Raw genomic sequence first — 17,602 nt, forward strand, 5'->3', positions numbered from 1 at the left:
CGGGCCCCTCTTTTCGAGTCCAGCCCGGGTTACCAGTATATATCATAGTATATTATCGTAAAAAAAGGAATTTGGTTTAGCAAAATTTTAGGCTGTTTTTATCTCTTTTATAAAAGGGAAACTTTTGTTTTTATTTTTCATATATTAAAAATAAACCTTTATCAGGCAAGGAAAGGAGAAGATGGCGGTGATAAAAATTTCTGATTTGAAAACCCGTGATGTGGTAAATATTTTAGATGGTAGAAAATTAGGCAATATAATTGATATAGATTTAGATTTAGAAAACGGCAGGGTAACGGCTTTAATATTGCCGGGAAGAAGCCGGGGCCTGGGAATTTTTACCCGGAGGGAAGAGCTGGTAATTCCCTGGGAAAAGATTATTCGCATAGGACGAGATGTTGTGCTGGTTGAAGTTCCGACCGTAACCGAAATAGAAGGGCGCAGGAGGAGTTATCTTTTAGATGAAGATGATTTTTGATGGGAGCAGTTGAACTAAGCATTTTATTCCGGCATAATAAGCTAAAGAACAATATTTTAGGGGTGGGAGACATGCGCTGCCCTTACTGCGGTGAATATGAGAGCCGGGTGGTTGATTCCCGATCCAGTGATGACGGAACCTGTATAAGAAGAAGGCGGGAGTGCAACTCCTGCCGGAAACGGTTTACTACTTATGAGAGAATTGAGGAAAGGCCGCTTCTGGTGATAAAAAATGATGGCAACCGGGAGCAGTTTAACCGGGAAAAGATATTAAACGGTATTACCCGGGCCTGTGAAAAAAGATCAGTCAGTATGGAAGAAATTGAAAATATGGTGGCTGATATTGAAAGGGAGTTAAGGGACAACTATGACCGTGAGGTAAGCAGCAAGGTTATTGGTGAAATGGTGATGGACAGGCTAAAGAAGGTGGATGAAGTAGCTTATGTGCGCTTTGCTTCTGTTTATCGCAAATTTGCTGATTTAGACAGTTTTATCAAGACGATAGAACAGATGAAAGAAAAATAAGAAGGAAAGGATGCCTTTATGCAAAAATGGATATGGCATAATAAACAGGATATAGCTTATATTACGGTGCCTTCCTGGCAGGAGAGGGGAGTTAATATGCTTTTTTCCTCCCGTAAGGGGGGAGTAAGCCTGGGACCTTTTTCTTCCCTTAATCTAGGGCTGCATGTAGGTGATGAGAAAGACAGGGTAGAGGAAAACCGAAGGCGGGTTTTGGCTTTGCTGGGGACAAGCCCTGACCAGGCGGTTTGCTGTGAGCAGGTACATGGAAATGAGGTGGCCCTGGTAGGTAGAGAACACAGGGGAAGGGGAGTCTTTGATTATGCCACTGCCATTGCCGGCTGCGACGCTATGGTTACGGCTGAACCTGATCTTTATCTTATAACTTTTTATGCTGACTGTATCAGCCTCTATTTTTATGATCCGGTAAGAAAGGCCATCGGCCTTGCCCACAGTGGCTGGAAAGGAACTATAAGCGGGATTGCCGCAGAGACCATCCGCAAAATGCAGGAAGCTTTTAAAAGCTCACCTTCTCATCTGGAAGTTTTTATAGGACCAGGTATTGGCAAATGCTGTTTTGAGATAAGTCCTGACCTGGCAGTTAGGGTGGAAAGGGAACTTGGACATTTAGGTGATTTGCTGGAGGAAAGAGATAATGCTTTTTACTGGGATTTAAAGGAAACTAACCGCAGGCTGCTCATAGAAAGCGGCATAAAACCGGAAAACATAATTGTCTGTGATTTGTGTACAGCCTGCTGCAGTGAATATTTCTTTTCTTACCGGCGGGATAAGGGGTTAACAGGAAGAATGGCAGCGGTTATCGGGATGCGCAAGTGAGGTGATAAGGTTGTTTAATAATAAGATCCTGGTAGTTGATGATGAAACCCATATTGTGGAGCTGGTTAAATTCAATCTGGAAAAAGAAGGATTTAAGGTTTTGGAAGCTTATGATGGTTTGACAGCTGTAGAAATGGTGCAAAAACATGTGCCTGATCTTATTATACTTGATATCATGCTTCCCGGCATGGATGGGCTGGAGGTTTGCCGCACCCTGAAACAGATGCCGGAATATTGTGCCATACCTATCATAATGCTTACGGCGAAGGGAGAGGAAATTGACACCGTTTTAGGTTTAGAAATGGGGGCTGATGACTATATAAAGAAACCTTTTAGTCCCCGGGAGATGGTAGCCCGTGTAAAGGCCAGGCTCAGGGCCCTGAAGATATTGCAGGCCGAAAAGGCTATGGGGAAAAAAGCTTATGTTTTTAAGGATTTAACCGTAGTCCCTGACCGGTATGAAGCGTTTCTGGGGGAAGAAAAGCTGGATTTGACTCCGAAGGAATTCGAGCTTTTAAGCTTAATGGCTTCGAACCGGGGCAAGGTTTTTACCCGTGAAGCTCTGCTGGAAAAGGTGTGGGGATATGAATTTTCCGGCGATACGCGCACGGTTGATGTCCATATAAGGCATTTGCGGCAAAAACTGAAGGATGATTCCAGCTATCCGCAGTATATTGAAACCGTAAGAGGTGTAGGCTATAAATTTGTGGACAATGAAGGCTAATATTATTAAATGTGGGGGAAGGGTTTATGCTTAATCTTATGAGCAGCAGCCGCAAAATACAGACGATTATTGATAGTATGATTGATGCGGTTATAATCTTTGATCTGGATGAGAGCATAATCATGGCCAATAAAGCCGCGGAAAGCCTGTTTTTAGTAAAAGAGGGGGGACTTTTAGGGAAAAAATTAAAAGACATAACGGAAAATGAGAAAATATCCTGTATGATAGGACAGGTAATAAGGACCGGCAAAGAGGTGTTTACCGAAACCGAGATTGTTCCCGGGACTTATATATATCGTGTGCATGTGGTGCCTATAAAAGATGATGAAGAAAAGATTGAAGCGGCGGTGGCTGTTTTTCATGATGTTACGGATGCGAGGAACTTTGACCAGATGCGGTCGGAGTTTGTGGGCAATGTTTCCCATGAACTGCGGACGCCTTTAACTTCCATAAAAGGATTTGTAGAAACTTTGCTGGATGGAGCCATGGAGAACAGCGATACCTGTCGCCGCTTTCTTACCATAATCGAGGCCGAAACCCAGAGGTTGACAAGGCTTATCGATGATCTGCTTAACCTGTCGGCAATTGAATCCAAGGAGAGGATAATAAGGCCCAAACCGGTATGTGTGCAGCATGCTATACGGGGGGTTATGAATATATTAGGACCGCAGATTACGGAAAAAAAATTATGTGTGGAACTCATATGTGCCCACAATCTTCCCCGCATCTATGCGGATGAGGATCTTTTCGGACAGGTTATGATAAATCTCCTGGATAATGCGATAAAATATACCCCGAAAGGGGGAACTATAACTATAAGATGCCGGCAGCGGGACAGCCGGGTAGTTATTACGGTTACTGATACCGGTATGGGAATTCCCCAGGAGAGCATTCCCCGGGTATTTGAAAGATTCTACCGGGTAGATAAAGCGCGCAGCCGTAACCGGGGTGGGACCGGTCTGGGGCTGGCGATCGTAAAACATATAGTTGAATCCCACGGGGGAGAGGTCTTTGTCGACAGTGAAATAGGTAAAGGTTCTACTTTTGGGGTAAGTTTTTTAGCTGTATAAATGAAGCAGGCAGGTGGTAAAATTGTCTGGTCTGGAAAACAATTTAAAACAGGTAAGAGAAAGGATAGAAAAAGCCTGTCTTAAGGCAGGACGAAATCCAGCTGATATTATGCTGGTGGCAGTCAGCAAAACAGTCGATATAGATACGATAAAGAAGGCTTATGAACTGGGCATAACTCATTTTGGAGAAAACCGGGTGCAGGAGCTTAAACAAAAGATCCCTCTTTTGCCGCAGGCCAACTGGCATATGATAGGGCGTTTGCAGACCAACAAGGTGAAAGATATAGTCGGCAAAGTGGTGCTTATTCATTCCCTGGATCGCTGGAATCTGGCGGAAGAGATAAATAAAAGGGCTAGAGCTTTGCATATGAATGTTTCGACACTTCTGCAAATTAATATTGCGGGAGAAGAACAAAAGGCAGGAATTGCGCCGGATGATGTAGAATATTTTCTAGAATCGGTAAGTCAACTTGACCATATTCGCATTACCGGCTTTATGACTATGGCTCCCCTGCTCGATAATCCGGAAGAGGCGCGGCCTGTTTTCCGGGAACTTGCTCAGCTCAGGCAAAAGTTCAGGCAAAAGAGTTATCCTAATGTTGAGCTTAAATACCTTTCCATGGGTATGTCGCAGGATTTTGAGATAGCGATTGAAGAGGGAGCTGATATTGTCCGTATTGGCAGTGCAATTTTTCATGGCGAGTAAATAATATTTTGGGAGGTTGAAATATGGGGCTTGCAGACAGATTCTGGAGATGGCTGGGGGTACAGGACGAAACGGAAGAGAGGCTGGCACTTCCCGAACCGAAGGAAGAAACGGCAAAGAGCGGCAGAAACATAGTAAGCCTGCCGGGCAGCAAGACGATGAAAGTGGTGGTATGTGAGCCGGAAAGCTTTGATGAAGCTCAAACCCTGGCTGATCACCTGAAAAACAGGAAACAGGTTATACTTAATTTCGAACATACTGATCCTGATATTGCCCAGAGGATAATTGATTTCTTAAGTGGAACTACTTATTCCCTGGATGGACACAGCCAGAGAATAGGTCCCCATATCTTTATATTTACACCCAGCAATGTAGAGATTGCCACTGACCACCGAGCGGTAATTCGCCGTCATGGACTGGGCAGTTCCTGGGGAGGAAGCAAGTAGGTGGATAAAAAGATAGGGATAATAGGTTGCGGGAAAATGGCTTATGCCATAGCTAAAGGTCTTTTTTCCGCTTCTTCTTTTTATCAGGGGGAATTAATCGTCCATGATATAGATAAGGAGAAGGAGGAAAAATTTCACCGCGAATTAGGAGCTAAGATAGCCGATTTAGCTTCCCTTATTGCCGAAAGTGAGGTAATTATTTTAGCTGTAAAGCCGGGGCAAATAGGAGAAGTCCTGGAAAAGGGACGAGGTTTCTGGCAGGAAGATAAGCTTATAATATCGGTAGCGGCCAGCATAAAAACCTCATTTATAGAAAAGGTATGCGGGATTCCGGTGCCGGTAATAAGGGTTATGCCTAATACTCCTGCTCTGGTAGGCAAAGGAGTTGCGGTTTTATGCCGGGGAAGTTTTGCTTTACCTGAACATCTGGATATAGCCGGTAAGATTTTTGCGGTTTTGGGAGTAACCCGTGTGGTAGAGGAAAAGATGATGGATGCGGTTACGGCCGTATCGGGAAGTGGACCGGCTTATTTTTACCTGGCGGCGGAAGCGATGATAAATGCCGGGGTAGAGATAGGCCTGGACTGGGAGACAGCACGTTTTCTGGTGGTAAATACTTTAAAAGGAAGTGCTGCCATGCTGGAAGAGACGGGCGAACACCCTGCCCTTTTGCGGGAAGCTGTTTGTTCACCGGGAGGGACTACGATAGCTGCTGTGCGCAAACTGGAGGAAAACGGCATGCGCCGGGCATTTTTTGAAGCGGTGGAAAGTGCGTATAAGCGGGCGCGTGAATTGGGGAAGGATTAAAAACAGGGAGGATTAAAGAGGTGCGATTGATTTTTGAACTTCTAGATACCGCTCTTTATATTCTATCCTGGCTGGTCATTATCCGCTGTATTCTCTCTTTTGTAAGGCATGATCCTTATCAGCCGGTTATTAAATTTGTTTATGATGTAACCGAACCGGTAATGAGGCCTTTTCGCAACCTGGTTCCGGTGGTAGGAGGAATTGACTTTTCCCCTATTCTGGTTATTCTGGCTATTTATCTGGTACAGGGACTGCTGTGGAAAATATACTACATGTTTTTATAGGAGAGTAGGGACATGAAACAGGAAAAGCTAGAACTTTTAGCCCCTGCCGGCAGGTGGGAGGCTGTAAAAGCGGTAGCTGAAGCAGGGGCTGATGCCGTATATGCAGGCGGCAAGCGCTTTAATATGCGGCTTTTGCGCGAAGATTTTAACTTCACAGATGAAGAGCTTAAAAAGGTAGCCGATTATCTGCATGATCAGGGAAAGAAACTTTATGTTACCGTTAATAACCTGTATTATCAGGATGAAATAGAAGCGGTGAAAGATTATCTTTTTTATTTGCAGGAAATAGGAGCCGATGCCCTGATCATTCAGGATCTGGGCCTGGTTTCTCTGTTGCGGGAGACGGGGATTGACCTTCCTTTACATGCCAGTGTGCAGATGGGGATAAATAATAGAGCAGCGGTTAAAATGCTTGAGAATTTAGGCTTTAGCCGGGTTATACTTTCCAAAAACCTTGCTTTAGAAGAGATAAGGGATATAAGCAGCACTACATCTCTGGGCATGGAGTTTTTTGTCCATGGCGATATGTGCATATCCCATACTGGACAGTGTTATATGAGCAGCTTTATTGCCGGCGCAAGCGGGAACCGGGGAAAATGTATAAAGCCTTGCCGCTGGCCTTATTATTTAGAGGAAAATGGTAAAATCAAGGGAGAGAAATATTATTATCTGGCACATAATGATTTGTGCCTTTATCCCTATTTAAAAGAGCTGCTCGAAGCGGGAATAGTTTCATTCAAAATTGAAGGAAGGATGAGGGATCATAACTATTTGGCCCATCTGGTCAGTATCTACCGCCGGGCGCTGGATCGTCTGCAGGCAGATAGAGCTGACTATGATGAGGAAAGAAAGGATTATGAAAAGCTCTATACGGCAAGGATAAGGGATTTTACCAGCGGCAGCCTTTTTAAAAAAATCGATCGGGATGACATAGGTATAACCGGGGAGAGAGAACCTTTTTTCCCTACTTCTCCCCGTATTTTACCTGGGCTGGATAGGATTGAAGATGATATAACAGATGCCCGAGGGTGTATTCAGGAGATAACGGTTAAAGTAGGCAGTTTATCAGGTTTCAGGATAGCCTTAGAGCAGGGAATAGAAAATATAATAATTGGGCTGGAAAAATGGCGTTCACCTCATGTGGTATGGAAAGAGAAAGATATTGATGAAGCTTTAAAACTAGCTTCCTCTGGCTCCAGCCGGGTTTGGCTGGAATTTCCGCGTATTATGCTGGATAGGGATAAAGACTTATATGACCAGGTTAAGAACCTTAAGCATATATCTTATCTGGCTGGATTTATCGTTCACGACCTGGGAAGCCTTTATGTGCTCAAAGACACAGGCAAAGAGATAAGAGGAGGCTGGGGGCTTAACCTGAGCAATCTGGAAGCTATTAAATTACTTAACCGGGAAGGAATTAAAAGGGTGTATCCGTCTCAGGAATTAAGTTATGCTTCTTTAAGCCAGCTGCTGGCAGGGTATGAAGAGATTGAAATCATGGTACAGGGTCCCCTTACCGGAATTATTACTGATTTTTGCCTTCCGGGGAGCGAGGAGGGAAAAAGTTTAGACTGCGGGCGGTGTAGTGGTCAGAGCTATGCCTTGCAGGATGAGCTGGGGAACCGTTATGTCCTGGCTACTGACTACAACTGCCGCAATTATATTTTTTATCCCCATGAGCTTTGTTTGCTTCCTTACCTTCCTTTTTTGGCCGGGGCAGGACTTAAATATATAAGGATAGATGGTCAGTTTTATGAAGAAGCAAAGCTTACAGGAATCCTTAAAATTTACCGGCAGGCGGTAAGCAAGATTAAAGGCGGCAATTATGATGTAAAGGAGGAAGGAGAAGAGATATACGCGATGTTTCCAGGCACTTTGACTTCCCATCCCCTTTTTAACAAGTTTTAGACCGGAGAGGAGGCAGAGAATATGCTAACACCGATGGAGATAAGAAACCAGCAGTTCAGCCGGGGTATGCGGGGATTGAAAGAAGAAGAGGTGAAAAATTTTTTGTATTATGTTGCCCAGAATTATGAAGCTCTTTACAGCGAAAATGCCCGGCTAAAAGAACAGATTCAGCGTTTAGAATATGAACTGGCCAGATACCGTAAACTAGAGGATACTATGAACAACAGCCTTATTCTGGCTCAGCAGGCAGCTGAAGAATATAAGGCTAATGCCAGGAAGGAAGCGGAGTTTATACTGGAAAATGCCAAGCGCAGAATTGCGGAAATGCTTTTTGTATATCAGGAAATTATAAAAAGGCTTAATATTTTTAATGCAGAAATGAAAGCCCAGCTCAGAAGCGAACTGGAGCTTTTGGAAAAAAACCAGAGCAAGATTGATGAGATGGCTGATTTTTTCTACAGCAAGGATGTAAAAGAGATTATGGAGAAACTGGAAAAAATAACCTTAAAGGAAGATGAGCATGGTCAGGATAACGGAAGTTGATGGGAGAATTCGCTTAAATGTCAAGGTTTTACCTCGTTCGTCCCGCAACGGAATAGCGGGTGAGGAAGGGGAAACCTTGAAGGTAAAGCTTAACGCGCCTCCGGTAGACGGAGAAGCTAATAAAGCCTTAACAGCTTTTCTGGCCGATATGCTGGGTGTGCCCAAAAAAGATGTGGTCATTGTAAAAGGAGAAACGGCACGGCATAAAGTGGTAGAAATAAGAGGGATCGATGCCTTAACCTGCCGGCAGATAATAGGTCAAAAGATAACAGGCTGATACTATCTTTTTCAGCTTGTTTAGTTTATTCTGGGGGTCAGTACGGCAATCAACATAGACAGCAGTATAAGTCCAGCTCCGATAAGGCCCCTGGAGGAGAACATTTCCCCTGCCCACAGGTAGCCGGCCAAAGCAGCAAATACCGGTTCCATGGTAAGTATGATAGCAAAGCGGGTGGGAGTGCTGTATTTTTGCATGCCGTTTTGCAGCAAAAAAGCCAGAGCCGTAGCCAGGATAGAGGTTATTAATATAGCATATACCGCATTACAGGTTAGTGAGGGTGGAAAAGGCTCGGCCGGCACAGCAATAAGGAGAGAAAGAATACCGACAAATAAAATCTGTACTCCGGTTATAGCTACCGGGTCATGTTTATATGAGTACCTATCTACCAGGATTATGTGCAGGGCAAAACCGATTGCACATATAAAAACCAGCAAGTCGCCATAATTTAACCGGCAGCTGCTGGTAGGGAAAGAGAGCAGGAAAAGCCCGGCTAAAGCTGTCAGGGATGCCAGAAACGTTTTAGTTTCTGGTTTTTTCCGATACATAAGGGAGTATATGACTGGCACCAGCACTACACTGAGGCCGGTAATAAATCCGGCATTGGAAGCCGTAGTATATTTAAGGCCTATAGTCTGGAAAGTATAGCCTATGAAAAGGAATAAACCTATGACCGAGCCGTATATAACCGTAGGAAAATCGATTTTTTGCATGTTTTTAAAGGCCAGCAGGGCTAGAACCAGAAAAGCCAGTATAAAGCGCAGGGCCAGGAACCAGAAGGGACCTATATCGGCCAGTGCGTTCTTAACTATGACAAAAGTGGTACCCCAGATAAAAGCTACCAGCAACATGCTTGCTTCGGCCTTAAGCTGTTTGCTGTTAAGAAAAAGGTGCATGGTTTTCTACCTCATTTCCCTTGTAGTTATGCAGTTAACTAAATAAATATAATAGCATGAATTGACAAAAAAGGTAGATAAAAATTTTTATTTAGGAAATAAATAAGCTGCAGGTGGTGCAAAAATATACATTGGCTAATAAAGGAATTTTTTAAATTAGTAGTTAATTTTTGTGCAAGAGTATTGTCGATTAATACAGACGAATGTATAATTATAATTGTTAATAATGCAAGGCAGGAGTGGTTAAGATGAAAGGCAAATGGCGTTTACTGGTAAGCAGTTTATTGATGGTAGGTTTGCTTTTTATGCTGGCTGGTTGTGGTGGTAAAGGAGCTGACAAGGCAGCGGAAAAACCGAAAAAAATTATTGTGGGTACTAATGCTACCTTCCCGCCTTTTGAATCTCAGGAGAAAGGTGAACTGGTGGGATTTGATATTGACTTGATCAGAGCTATCTGTGAAGTGCAGGGATATGAAGTAGAGATAAAACACATGGGATTTGAAGCTTTAATTCCTGCCGTGCAGCAGGGTAAAATCGATGCCGCTATTTCTGGCATGTCGATAACCGAGGAAAGGCAGAAGGTGGTAGATTTTAGTGATCCTTATTTTAATGCCGGACTTATTATTGCGGTACGAAATGATAATACTACCATAAACAGCACCGATGATTTGCGCGGCAAAAAACTGGCAGCTCAGACAGGTACCATAGGAGCAGCCTACTGTGATAGAGTAAAAGAACAGGATCCATCCACAGTAGTAAAACATTTCAAAGATATTGGGGAAGCATTTATGGAACTTAAAAAAGGCGGAGTAGATGCGGTAATTAATGATTATCCGGTTACCTTGAACTATATACTTACTACCGAAGATGCGAATATAAAAATGGTGGGCGAAGTCTTTTCCGCTGATGATAAATACGGTATAGCCGTAAAGAAAGGTAATACTGAGCTCCTGAACATGATAAACGAAGGCCTGAAGAAGATTAAAGAAAATGGAACTTATGATAAAATTTATCAGAAATATTTTCAGCAATAATGATTAACCGCGAGGCATAAGGCATAATACTAAAGCGCGAGAATAGGCTCGCGCTTTAAATTTGTTTGGATAGGAGGAATACTTTTGGCAGAACTTTGGGGAATAATAGGCGGTTTATCAGAGATAAGGGGATTTCAGGTGGTATGGGAAAACCTTCCTTATTTTTTGGAAGGAGCCCTTATAACTATTGAAGTTACTGCTCTGTCCGTAGCTATGGGGATGGTTTTGGGATTATTTGCCGGCCTGTTCAGGCTTTCCCACCGTGTATTACTGCGCTCAGTAGCCATTGCCTATATCGATTTTTTTCGCGGGACTCCGCTATTTGTGCAAATACTGCTTTTACATTTTGGGATTTTACCTTATTTTGGGATTAATGAAGCGTTTACTTCGGCTATTATTGCCTGTGGTTTAAACAGCGGAGCTTATATAGGGGAGATTGTAAGAGCAGGTATTCAGGCTGTAGATAAAGGACAAATGGAAGCAGCCAGGTCGCTGGGCATGAATGAAAGACAGGCTATGACCTATGTAATACTTCCCCAGGCTTATAAAATCGTTATCCCTCCTCTCATAAACGAGTTTATAGCTCTGCTTAAAGATACTTCTCTGGTATCTACGATTGCCGTAGCCGAGCTTACCTACCGCGGAAATCTGGTTTATGCCAATACTTATCAGGCAGCCTGGGTATGGGGAGCTGTGGCGGTAATCTACTTCATCATAACCAAGAGTCTGGGTCTCTTTGGCGATTATGTGGAAAGGAGGCTTAAAACCGAATAATGATAGACATAGTCGATGTTTATAAAAGCTTTGGCAAACTGGAAGTTTTGAAGGGGATAAATCTGCATATTGACCAGCAGGAGGTAGTATGTGTCATAGGCCCTTCGGGTTCAGGCAAGAGTACGCTTTTAAGATGCATAAATCAGCTGGAAAAGGTGGAAAAAGGACATATTTATGTAGATGGTGAAGAGGTTACCGACCCGAAAACGGATATCAACCGGGTACGGCAGAAGATGGGGATGGTTTTCCAGCATTTTAATCTTTTTCCCCATAAAACCACCCTGGAAAATATAACCCTGGCCCCGATAAAGATCAAAGGGGTACCTAAGGAAGAAGCTATTGAGATGGCCATGAGCCTTTTGCGCAAGGTAGGATTGGAAGATAAAGCCCATGTATACCCGGCCAATCTTTCCGGGGGGCAGAAACAGAGGGTGGCTATTGCCAGGGCATTAGCCATGCAGCCTAAGGTAATGCTTTTTGATGAGCCTACTTCTGCACTGGATCCGGAGATGGTAGGAGAGGTGCTGGCGGTAATGAAAGATCTAGCTCTGGAAGGCATGACGATGGTGGTAGTAACCCATGAAATGGGTTTTGCCCGGGAAGTGGGAGATCGGGTGATATTCATGGATGAAGGCCAGATAGTGGAAGAAGGGACTCCGGAAGAGATTTTTAACAATCCGAAAAATAGCCGCACCCAGTCTTTTTTAAGCAAGGTTTTGTAATTTTCCCGGCCTGGCTTAAAAGGAAAGCCTTAAATTTAGGAGGATTGGCTGTGGATAACCGGGAAAGATGCCGTATCATACTGGACAGGCTGGAAGGCGAATATCCTGATGCCTCTACTCTGCTTAAGTACCGCAACCTTTTTGAACTCCTGGTAGCAGTTATTCTATCAGCTCAGAGCACAGATGAGCAGGTTAACCGGGTAACGGATAGGCTTTTTGCGAGATATCCTACCCCTTATGCGCTGGCTGAAGCCTCCTTAGAAGAATTAGAGGAGATAATAAAGAAGGTAGGACTTTATAAGAGCAAAGCCAGAAATCTTAAAAAGATGGCGGAAATGCTAATTGCCAGGTATAATGGAGAAGTTCCGGATAATATGGAAGAACTGCTTGCGCTTCCCGGGGTAGGGAGGAAAACTGCCAATGTAGTATTATCTGTAGGCTTTAATAAGCCGGGATTAGGCGTAGATACACATGTACACCGGGTTGCTAACCGTTTGGGGCTGGTTAAGGCTAAAAATCCTAAGGATACGGAAAAACAGCTTAAAGAACTTATTGCTGTTTCCTGGTGGGGAAAAGCGCATCATCTTTTTATTTTTCACGGCCGCCGGGTATGTAAGGCGCGCAGGCCTTATTGTACAAACTGCCTGATTGAGGATTTATGCTTGAAAATTTTTTAATTGCTATTTCAGGGATAGTTGTTTTGTAAGATGGTATGTGCTACAATAAATACGATTTTCCGGTAAATAATATCATATGGGCAGTGATGATCGGGACAGTAGCCGGATAACAAGCTTAAAGCGAGTCCGGGAGGGTGAAAGCCGGGCAGCTTGTTGCCAGGTGAAGATCACCCGGGAGCTTTCAAACCGAAAGCCCAGGCAAGTAGGTTTGAACGGGTGCCTTACGTTATAAGGCTTAGAGTGGTGTTTTAGCAAAACACTATGAGGGTGGTACCGCGGAAGCAAACCTTTCGTCCCTTGGGGATGAAAGGTTTTTTGTCCATATATACAAATAATCTGGTGAGGTGGTAAGAGAAGCATGGCTAAAGGGAAGTATGACAGCACTTTGAATTTGCCCCAGACCGAATTTCCTATGAAGGCAAATCTGCCTACCCGTGAACCTGAGTTTTTAAAATTCTGGGAAGAAAATGACATATACCACAAAGTACAGGAGAAAAATGCCGGCAAACCTAAATTTATACTCCATGATGGGCCTCCTTATGCCAATGGCAATATTCATCTGGGACATACCCTGAATAAAGTCTTGAAAGACATTATCGTAAAATATCGTTCTATGAGTGGATTTGATGCTCCTTATGTACCGGGCTGGGATACCCATGGTCTGCCTATCGAACAGCAGGCGATAAAAAAACTGGGCATTGACCGGCATAAGACTAATGTGGTGGAATTCCGCCGGCAGTGCAAGGAGTATGCCCTCAATTATGTAAACATCCAGCGCGAGCAGTTTAAAAGGCTGGGAGTAAGGGGAGACTGGAAGCGTCCTTATCTCACCCTGGAACCTTATTTTGAAGCGGTGCAGATAAAGGTTTTTGGCGAAATGGCCAAAAAAGGCTATATCTATAAAGGTTTAAAGCCGGTTTACTGGTGTGCTGATTGTGAAACTGCCCTGGCCGAGGCCGAAATTGAATACAGCAGCAAGGTTTCTCCTTCGATCTATGTTAAATTCCCGGTAAAAGATGGACGGGGGGTTCTGCCGGAAGATGCTTATATAGTCATATGGACTACTACTCCCTGGACTATCCCGGCTAATACCGGCATAGCGCTGCATCCTGATTTTGACTATGCTCTGGTAGAGGTGAACCGGGAAAAATACCTGATAGCCAAGGGGCTTCTGGAAAAAGTAGCTGAAGAAATAGGCTGGGATGCTTATATTGTATTAAATGAATACAAGGGTAAAGAGTTAGAAAAGATGGTATGTAAACATCCCCTGTTTGACCGTGATTCTCTGGTAGTTCTGGGTACTCATGTAACCCTGGAGGCAGGTACGGGCTGTGTCCATACTGCTCCGGGCCACGGGGAAGATGACTTCTATGTAGGCAGGGAATACGGCCTTCCGGTAATATCTCCGGTAGACAACAGCGGTCGTTTTACGGAAGAAGCCGGAAAGTTCAAGGGTATGCTCGTACATGATGCCAATAAGGAGATTATTGCCGAACTTGACCGTTTAGGCATGCTGCTTAAGGCGGGCAAAATAGAACACCAGTATCCTTACTGCTGGCGATGCAAGCAGCCTATCATCTATCGGGCTACGGAACAATGGTTTGCCTCGATCGAAGGTTTCCGCGCCCAGGCTTTAAAGGCTATCGATGAGGTAACCTGGATTCCAGCCTGGGGACGGGACCGCATCTACAATATGGTAAGAGACCGCGGTGACTGGTGTATATCAAGACAGCGCACCTGGGGGGTACCGATTCCCATATTCTACTGTGAAAGCTGTGGCGAAACGGTAATCAAAGATGAAGTTATAAATCATGTGAGCGAGCTTTTTGCGGAATATGGCTCTGATATCTGGTTTGAAAAAGAGGCTTCTTATCTGCTGCCGCCTGGTTATGAGTGTGAAAAGTGCGGAGGGAAAAACTTCCGCAAAGAAACGGATATCATGGATGTATGGTTTGATTCCGGCTCCAGCCATATGGCGGTGCTGGAAACTTATCCCGAGTTAAGCTGGCCGGCTGATCTTTATCTGGAAGGCAGTGACCAGCATCGCGGGTGGTTCAATTCTTCGCTTTCGACAGCGGTGGCGGTAAGAGGGAAGGCACCTTATCGCAGTGTTTTAACCCACGGTTTTGTCGTAGACGAGCAGGGACGCAAGATGTCCAAATCGCTGGGGAATGTAGTTGATCCCTTGAAGATGATTGAGGAGATGGGAGCTGATATTTTAAGGCTCTGGGTAGCTTCGGCCGATTATCGTTCAGATGTAGCAGTATCGGAAAATATCATAAGGCAGAGTGCTGAGGCTTATCGGAAGATACGGAATACCTGCCGCTTTATTCTGGGTAATATTTATGATTATGATCCTGTAAAACACCGGGTAGAATATAACCGGCTGTCCCCGCTTGACCAGTGGGTATTGAGCAAGCTGGATAAGCTGGTTGCGCGGGTTACCCGGGCTTATGAAAATTATGAATTCCATGTTGTATTCCATTCTATCCATAATTTCTGTACGGTAGATTTGAGCAATATCTATTTTGACATCTGCAAGGACATACTGTACTGCTCTCACCCTGATGATATAGCCCGCAGGGGTGTGCAGACAGTTCTTTATGAGCTGATAAATACCCTGGTAGTCCTTTTGACTCCGATTCTGGCCTTTACTACGGAGGAGATCTGGAGCTATCTGCGCCGTGAGGATCAGCCGCTTAGCGTACAGCTTCTGGATTGGCCTCAGGTGAAAGGATATGTAAATGAAGAAATCGAGGCCAGGATGGAAAAAATCCTTAAAGTGCGGGAAGTAGTGACCAAGGCTATGGAAGAAGCCCGCAATAAGAAGGTTATAGGCCATTCCCTGGCGGCCTGGGTGACGATTTATGCTGGTGAAGAGTGGCAGCCGGTATTAAAGGAAATGGCTGATCTTGATAAGATTTTTATAGCTTCCCGGGTTGATGTAAGAGAGGCGGCGGAAAAGAACGAAACTGCCGTTTCCCTGCCTGATATAGAAGGAATATGGGTAGAAGTCAGAAAGGCCGAAGGGGAAAAATGTGAACGCTGCTGGGTAATTTCACCTTCAGTGGGAGAAAATAAAGATTATCCTACACTCTGCGCGCGCTGTGCCGAAGTAGTAAACCGGATGAAGTAGGGAAAGGCGGGGGTGAATTTGGAAGAGGGAAAGAGGCTTATCATAACGGTTTTAGGCCATGACCGGGTGGGGATAATTGCCGGCATATCTTCAATCCTGGCCGAAGCTAATATCAATATCCTGGATATCAACCAGACTATTTTACAGGGATTTTTTGCTATGGTCATGGTAGTGGACAGTTCCCAGAGCAGGCTGGATATAGGGGAACTTCGAAGAAGGCTGCATGAAAAAGGGCGGGAATTAGGCCTGGAAATAACGGTACAGCATGAGGATATATTCAAGTTTATGCACCGCATATGAGGTAAACGAAGGGAAAGGGTCATCCTTTCCCTTAAATCTTATCTTTGCTTGAGGGGGTTTAAAGGATGTCTACCAGGTTCAGCATAGAAGAAATACTGGAAACGGTGTCGATGCTTAATGTGGAAAATCTGGATATAAGAACTATAACTATGGGCATAAATATAATGGAATGCCGGGATAGTGACGGGGATAAGACGGGAAGAAAGATATATGACAAGATTACACATTATGCGAAAAACCTGGTTAAGGTAGGAGAGGAGATTGAAAAAGAGTACGGTATCCGCATCGTAAATAAGCGAGTGGCAGTAAGTCCGGTAGCTCTGGTAGGGGAAGGTCTAGGCCGGGAAGATTTTCTAAGGATTGGACAGTATCTGGATAAAGCCGCCGAAGAGATAGGGGTAAACTTTTTAGGCGGATTTTCGGCTCTGGTACACAAAGGTTTTACCAGAGGCGATCTGGCTCTTATTGATGCTATTCCCGAAACCCTGGCCCTTACCGAAAGGGTTTGCGCTTCCGTAAATGTAGGGACGACCAGATCAGGCATAAATATGGATGCCGTTTACCAGATGGGAAAAACGATAAAAGAAACGGCTCACCTGACCCGGGATAGAGACGGCATAGGATGTGCCAAACTGGTAGTTTTTTGCAATGCTGTGGAGGATAATCCTTTTATGGCCGGCGCTTTTCATGGGACAGGAGAGCCGGAATGCACGATAAATATAGGGATAAGCGGTCCGGGAGTAGTTTTGAATGTGGTACGGAAACATCCTGATGCCGACCTGGGAACCCTGGCCAATATAATTAAAAATACTGCTTTCAAGATTACCCGTATGGGGGAATTGGTGGGCAGGGTAGCTTCCCGTAAGCTTAATGTTCCTTTTGGCATTGTTGATCTTTCCCTGGCTCCCACCCCGGCTCTGGGGGATAGTGTGGCCAATATTCTGGAAGCCATGGGCCTGGAAAAGGTGGGAAGTCATGGCAGCACGGCAGCCCTGGCTATGCTCAATGATGCGGTAAAGAAAGGTGGGGCTATGGCTTCTTCCTATGTCGGAGGGCTTTCCGGAGCTTTTATTCCCGTAAGTGAAGATGCCGGCATGATAGAAGCGGCCAGAGAGGGAGCCCTGACTATCGATAAACTGGAAGCCATGACTTCGGTATGTTCAGTAGGGCTGGATATGATAGCTGTACCTGGAGATACTCCTTTTTATACGATTGCGGCTATTATTGCTGATGAAGCAGCTATCGGCATGATTAACCGCAAAACGACTGCAGTTAGAATTATTCCTGCTCCCGGCAAAAAGGCGGGAGAATGGGTAGAGTTTGGCGGGCTTTTAGGCAGAGCCCCGGTCATGCCAGTTAATCCTCATAGTGCTGAAAATTTTATAAACCGCAAAGGAAGGATTCCTGCTCCCATCCAGGCTCTTAACAATTAATGTAAGGCATGATTTAATCCTGTGCGGGC

Annotated in this window: 20 protein-coding genes and 1 other annotated feature; of the genes, 19 read left to right on the plus strand and 1 reads right to left on the minus strand. The window is 44.6% G+C overall.

Annotation, left to right across the window (positions count from 1 at the left end; translation table 11 throughout):
• The first annotated feature begins 187 nt into the window (after positions 1-187).
• The 12 genes from BUB92_RS01645 (at position 188) to BUB92_RS01700 (ending at position 8,601) form a co-directional block, all read left to right on the plus strand.
• Entirely contained in the window at positions 188-478 is a 291-nt protein-coding gene (locus BUB92_RS01645) for a YlmC/YmxH family sporulation protein (RefSeq protein ID WP_073089260.1), read from the plus strand.
• Positions 479-549: 71 nt separating this feature from the next.
• The gene (nrdR, locus tag BUB92_RS01650; protein WP_073089317.1) at positions 550-1,002 is read left to right on the plus strand and encodes a transcriptional regulator NrdR; all 453 of its coding nucleotides are present in this window, start codon (positions 550-552) and stop codon (positions 1,000-1,002) included.
• An 18-nt stretch (positions 1,003-1,020) separates the two neighbouring features.
• On the plus strand, positions 1,021-1,836 hold the full coding sequence (gene pgeF / locus BUB92_RS01655) for a peptidoglycan editing factor PgeF (RefSeq protein WP_073089262.1): 816 nt from the start codon (positions 1,021-1,023) through the stop codon (positions 1,834-1,836).
• Positions 1,837-1,846: 10 nt separating this feature from the next.
• A complete protein-coding gene (locus BUB92_RS01660) occupies positions 1,847-2,560 on the plus strand; it encodes a response regulator transcription factor (RefSeq protein WP_073089318.1) in 714 nt (237 codons plus the stop codon).
• A 26-nt stretch (positions 2,561-2,586) separates the two neighbouring features.
• Positions 2,587-3,630, plus strand: coding sequence for a two-component system histidine kinase PnpS (gene pnpS / locus BUB92_RS01665; RefSeq protein WP_073089263.1), 1,044 nt, complete (start codon positions 2,587-2,589; stop codon positions 3,628-3,630).
• 22 nt (positions 3,631-3,652) lie between these two features.
• On the plus strand, positions 3,653-4,336 hold the full coding sequence (locus tag BUB92_RS01670; RefSeq protein WP_073089265.1) for a YggS family pyridoxal phosphate-dependent enzyme: 684 nt from the start codon (positions 3,653-3,655) through the stop codon (positions 4,334-4,336).
• Between the two features lie 23 nt (positions 4,337-4,359).
• Complete coding sequence (locus BUB92_RS01675; RefSeq protein ID WP_073089267.1) at positions 4,360-4,782, plus strand: cell division protein SepF; 423 nt, start codon at positions 4,360-4,362, stop codon at positions 4,780-4,782.
• Complete coding sequence (gene proC / locus BUB92_RS01680) at positions 4,783-5,589, plus strand: pyrroline-5-carboxylate reductase (RefSeq protein ID WP_073089269.1); 807 nt, start codon at positions 4,783-4,785, stop codon at positions 5,587-5,589. It begins immediately after the preceding gene.
• 20 nt (positions 5,590-5,609) lie between these two features.
• Positions 5,610-5,873, plus strand: a complete 264-nt coding sequence (locus BUB92_RS01685; RefSeq protein WP_073089270.1) for a YggT family protein — start codon at positions 5,610-5,612, stop codon at positions 5,871-5,873.
• Positions 5,874-5,885: 12 nt separating this feature from the next.
• The gene (locus BUB92_RS01690; protein ID WP_073089272.1) at positions 5,886-7,781 is read left to right on the plus strand and encodes a peptidase U32 family protein; all 1,896 of its coding nucleotides are present in this window, start codon (positions 5,886-5,888) and stop codon (positions 7,779-7,781) included.
• A 21-nt stretch (positions 7,782-7,802) separates the two neighbouring features.
• The gene (locus BUB92_RS01695) at positions 7,803-8,324 is read left to right on the plus strand and encodes a DivIVA domain-containing protein (RefSeq protein ID WP_073089274.1); all 522 of its coding nucleotides are present in this window, start codon (positions 7,803-7,805) and stop codon (positions 8,322-8,324) included.
• Entirely contained in the window at positions 8,302-8,601 is a 300-nt protein-coding gene (locus tag BUB92_RS01700) for a DUF167 domain-containing protein (RefSeq protein WP_073089276.1), read from the plus strand. Before BUB92_RS01695 ends, BUB92_RS01700 begins: the two co-directional genes overlap by 23 nt.
• A 20-nt stretch (positions 8,602-8,621) precedes the next feature.
• Here BUB92_RS01700 and BUB92_RS01705 read toward each other — a convergent pair whose 3' ends face one another.
• Positions 8,622-9,497, minus strand: a complete 876-nt coding sequence (locus BUB92_RS01705) for a DMT family transporter (protein WP_073089277.1) — start codon at positions 9,495-9,497, stop codon at positions 8,622-8,624.
• A 248-nt stretch (positions 9,498-9,745) separates the two neighbouring features.
• On the opposite strand from BUB92_RS01705, the gene BUB92_RS01710 reads away from it, so the two are divergent.
• The 7 genes from BUB92_RS01710 (at position 9,746) to BUB92_RS01740 (ending at position 17,573) form a co-directional block, all read left to right on the plus strand.
• Entirely contained in the window at positions 9,746-10,531 is a 786-nt protein-coding gene (locus BUB92_RS01710; protein ID WP_073089279.1) for a basic amino acid ABC transporter substrate-binding protein, read from the plus strand.
• Between the two features lie 84 nt (positions 10,532-10,615).
• Positions 10,616-11,305 carry an amino acid ABC transporter permease gene (locus BUB92_RS01715; protein WP_242938973.1) on the plus strand — a complete coding sequence of 230 codons (690 nt, stop codon included), beginning with the start codon at positions 10,616-10,618 and terminating at the stop codon, positions 11,303-11,305.
• Positions 11,305-12,027: an amino acid ABC transporter ATP-binding protein gene (locus BUB92_RS01720; RefSeq protein ID WP_073089281.1), complete on the plus strand. Its 723-nt coding sequence runs from the start codon at positions 11,305-11,307 to the stop codon at positions 12,025-12,027. Before BUB92_RS01715 ends, BUB92_RS01720 begins: the two co-directional genes overlap by 1 nt.
• Positions 12,028-12,077: 50 nt before the next feature.
• Positions 12,078-12,704, plus strand: coding sequence for an endonuclease III (nth, locus tag BUB92_RS01725; RefSeq protein WP_200774176.1), 627 nt, complete (start codon positions 12,078-12,080; stop codon positions 12,702-12,704).
• 77 nt (positions 12,705-12,781) lie between these two features.
• Positions 12,782-13,005 (plus strand) — a binding site (T-box leader).
• 57 nt (positions 13,006-13,062) lie between these two features.
• Positions 13,063-15,840: an isoleucine--tRNA ligase gene (gene ileS / locus BUB92_RS01730; RefSeq protein ID WP_073089284.1), complete on the plus strand. Its 2,778-nt coding sequence runs from the start codon at positions 13,063-13,065 to the stop codon at positions 15,838-15,840.
• Positions 15,841-15,858: 18 nt separating this feature from the next.
• Positions 15,859-16,140, plus strand: a complete 282-nt coding sequence (locus BUB92_RS01735; protein WP_143156831.1) for an ACT domain-containing protein — start codon at positions 15,859-15,861, stop codon at positions 16,138-16,140.
• A 65-nt stretch (positions 16,141-16,205) separates the two neighbouring features.
• Positions 16,206-17,573 (plus strand): PFL family protein, encoded by a 1,368-nt coding sequence (locus tag BUB92_RS01740; RefSeq protein ID WP_073089287.1) that lies wholly within the window; start codon positions 16,206-16,208, stop codon positions 17,571-17,573.
• Positions 17,574-17,602: the final 29 nt, after the last annotated feature.

Source organism: Thermosyntropha lipolytica DSM 11003 (genome assembly GCF_900129805.1).
In the GTDB taxonomy this organism is placed as follows: domain Bacteria; phylum Bacillota; class Syntrophomonadia; order Syntrophomonadales; family Syntrophomonadaceae; genus Thermosyntropha; species Thermosyntropha lipolytica.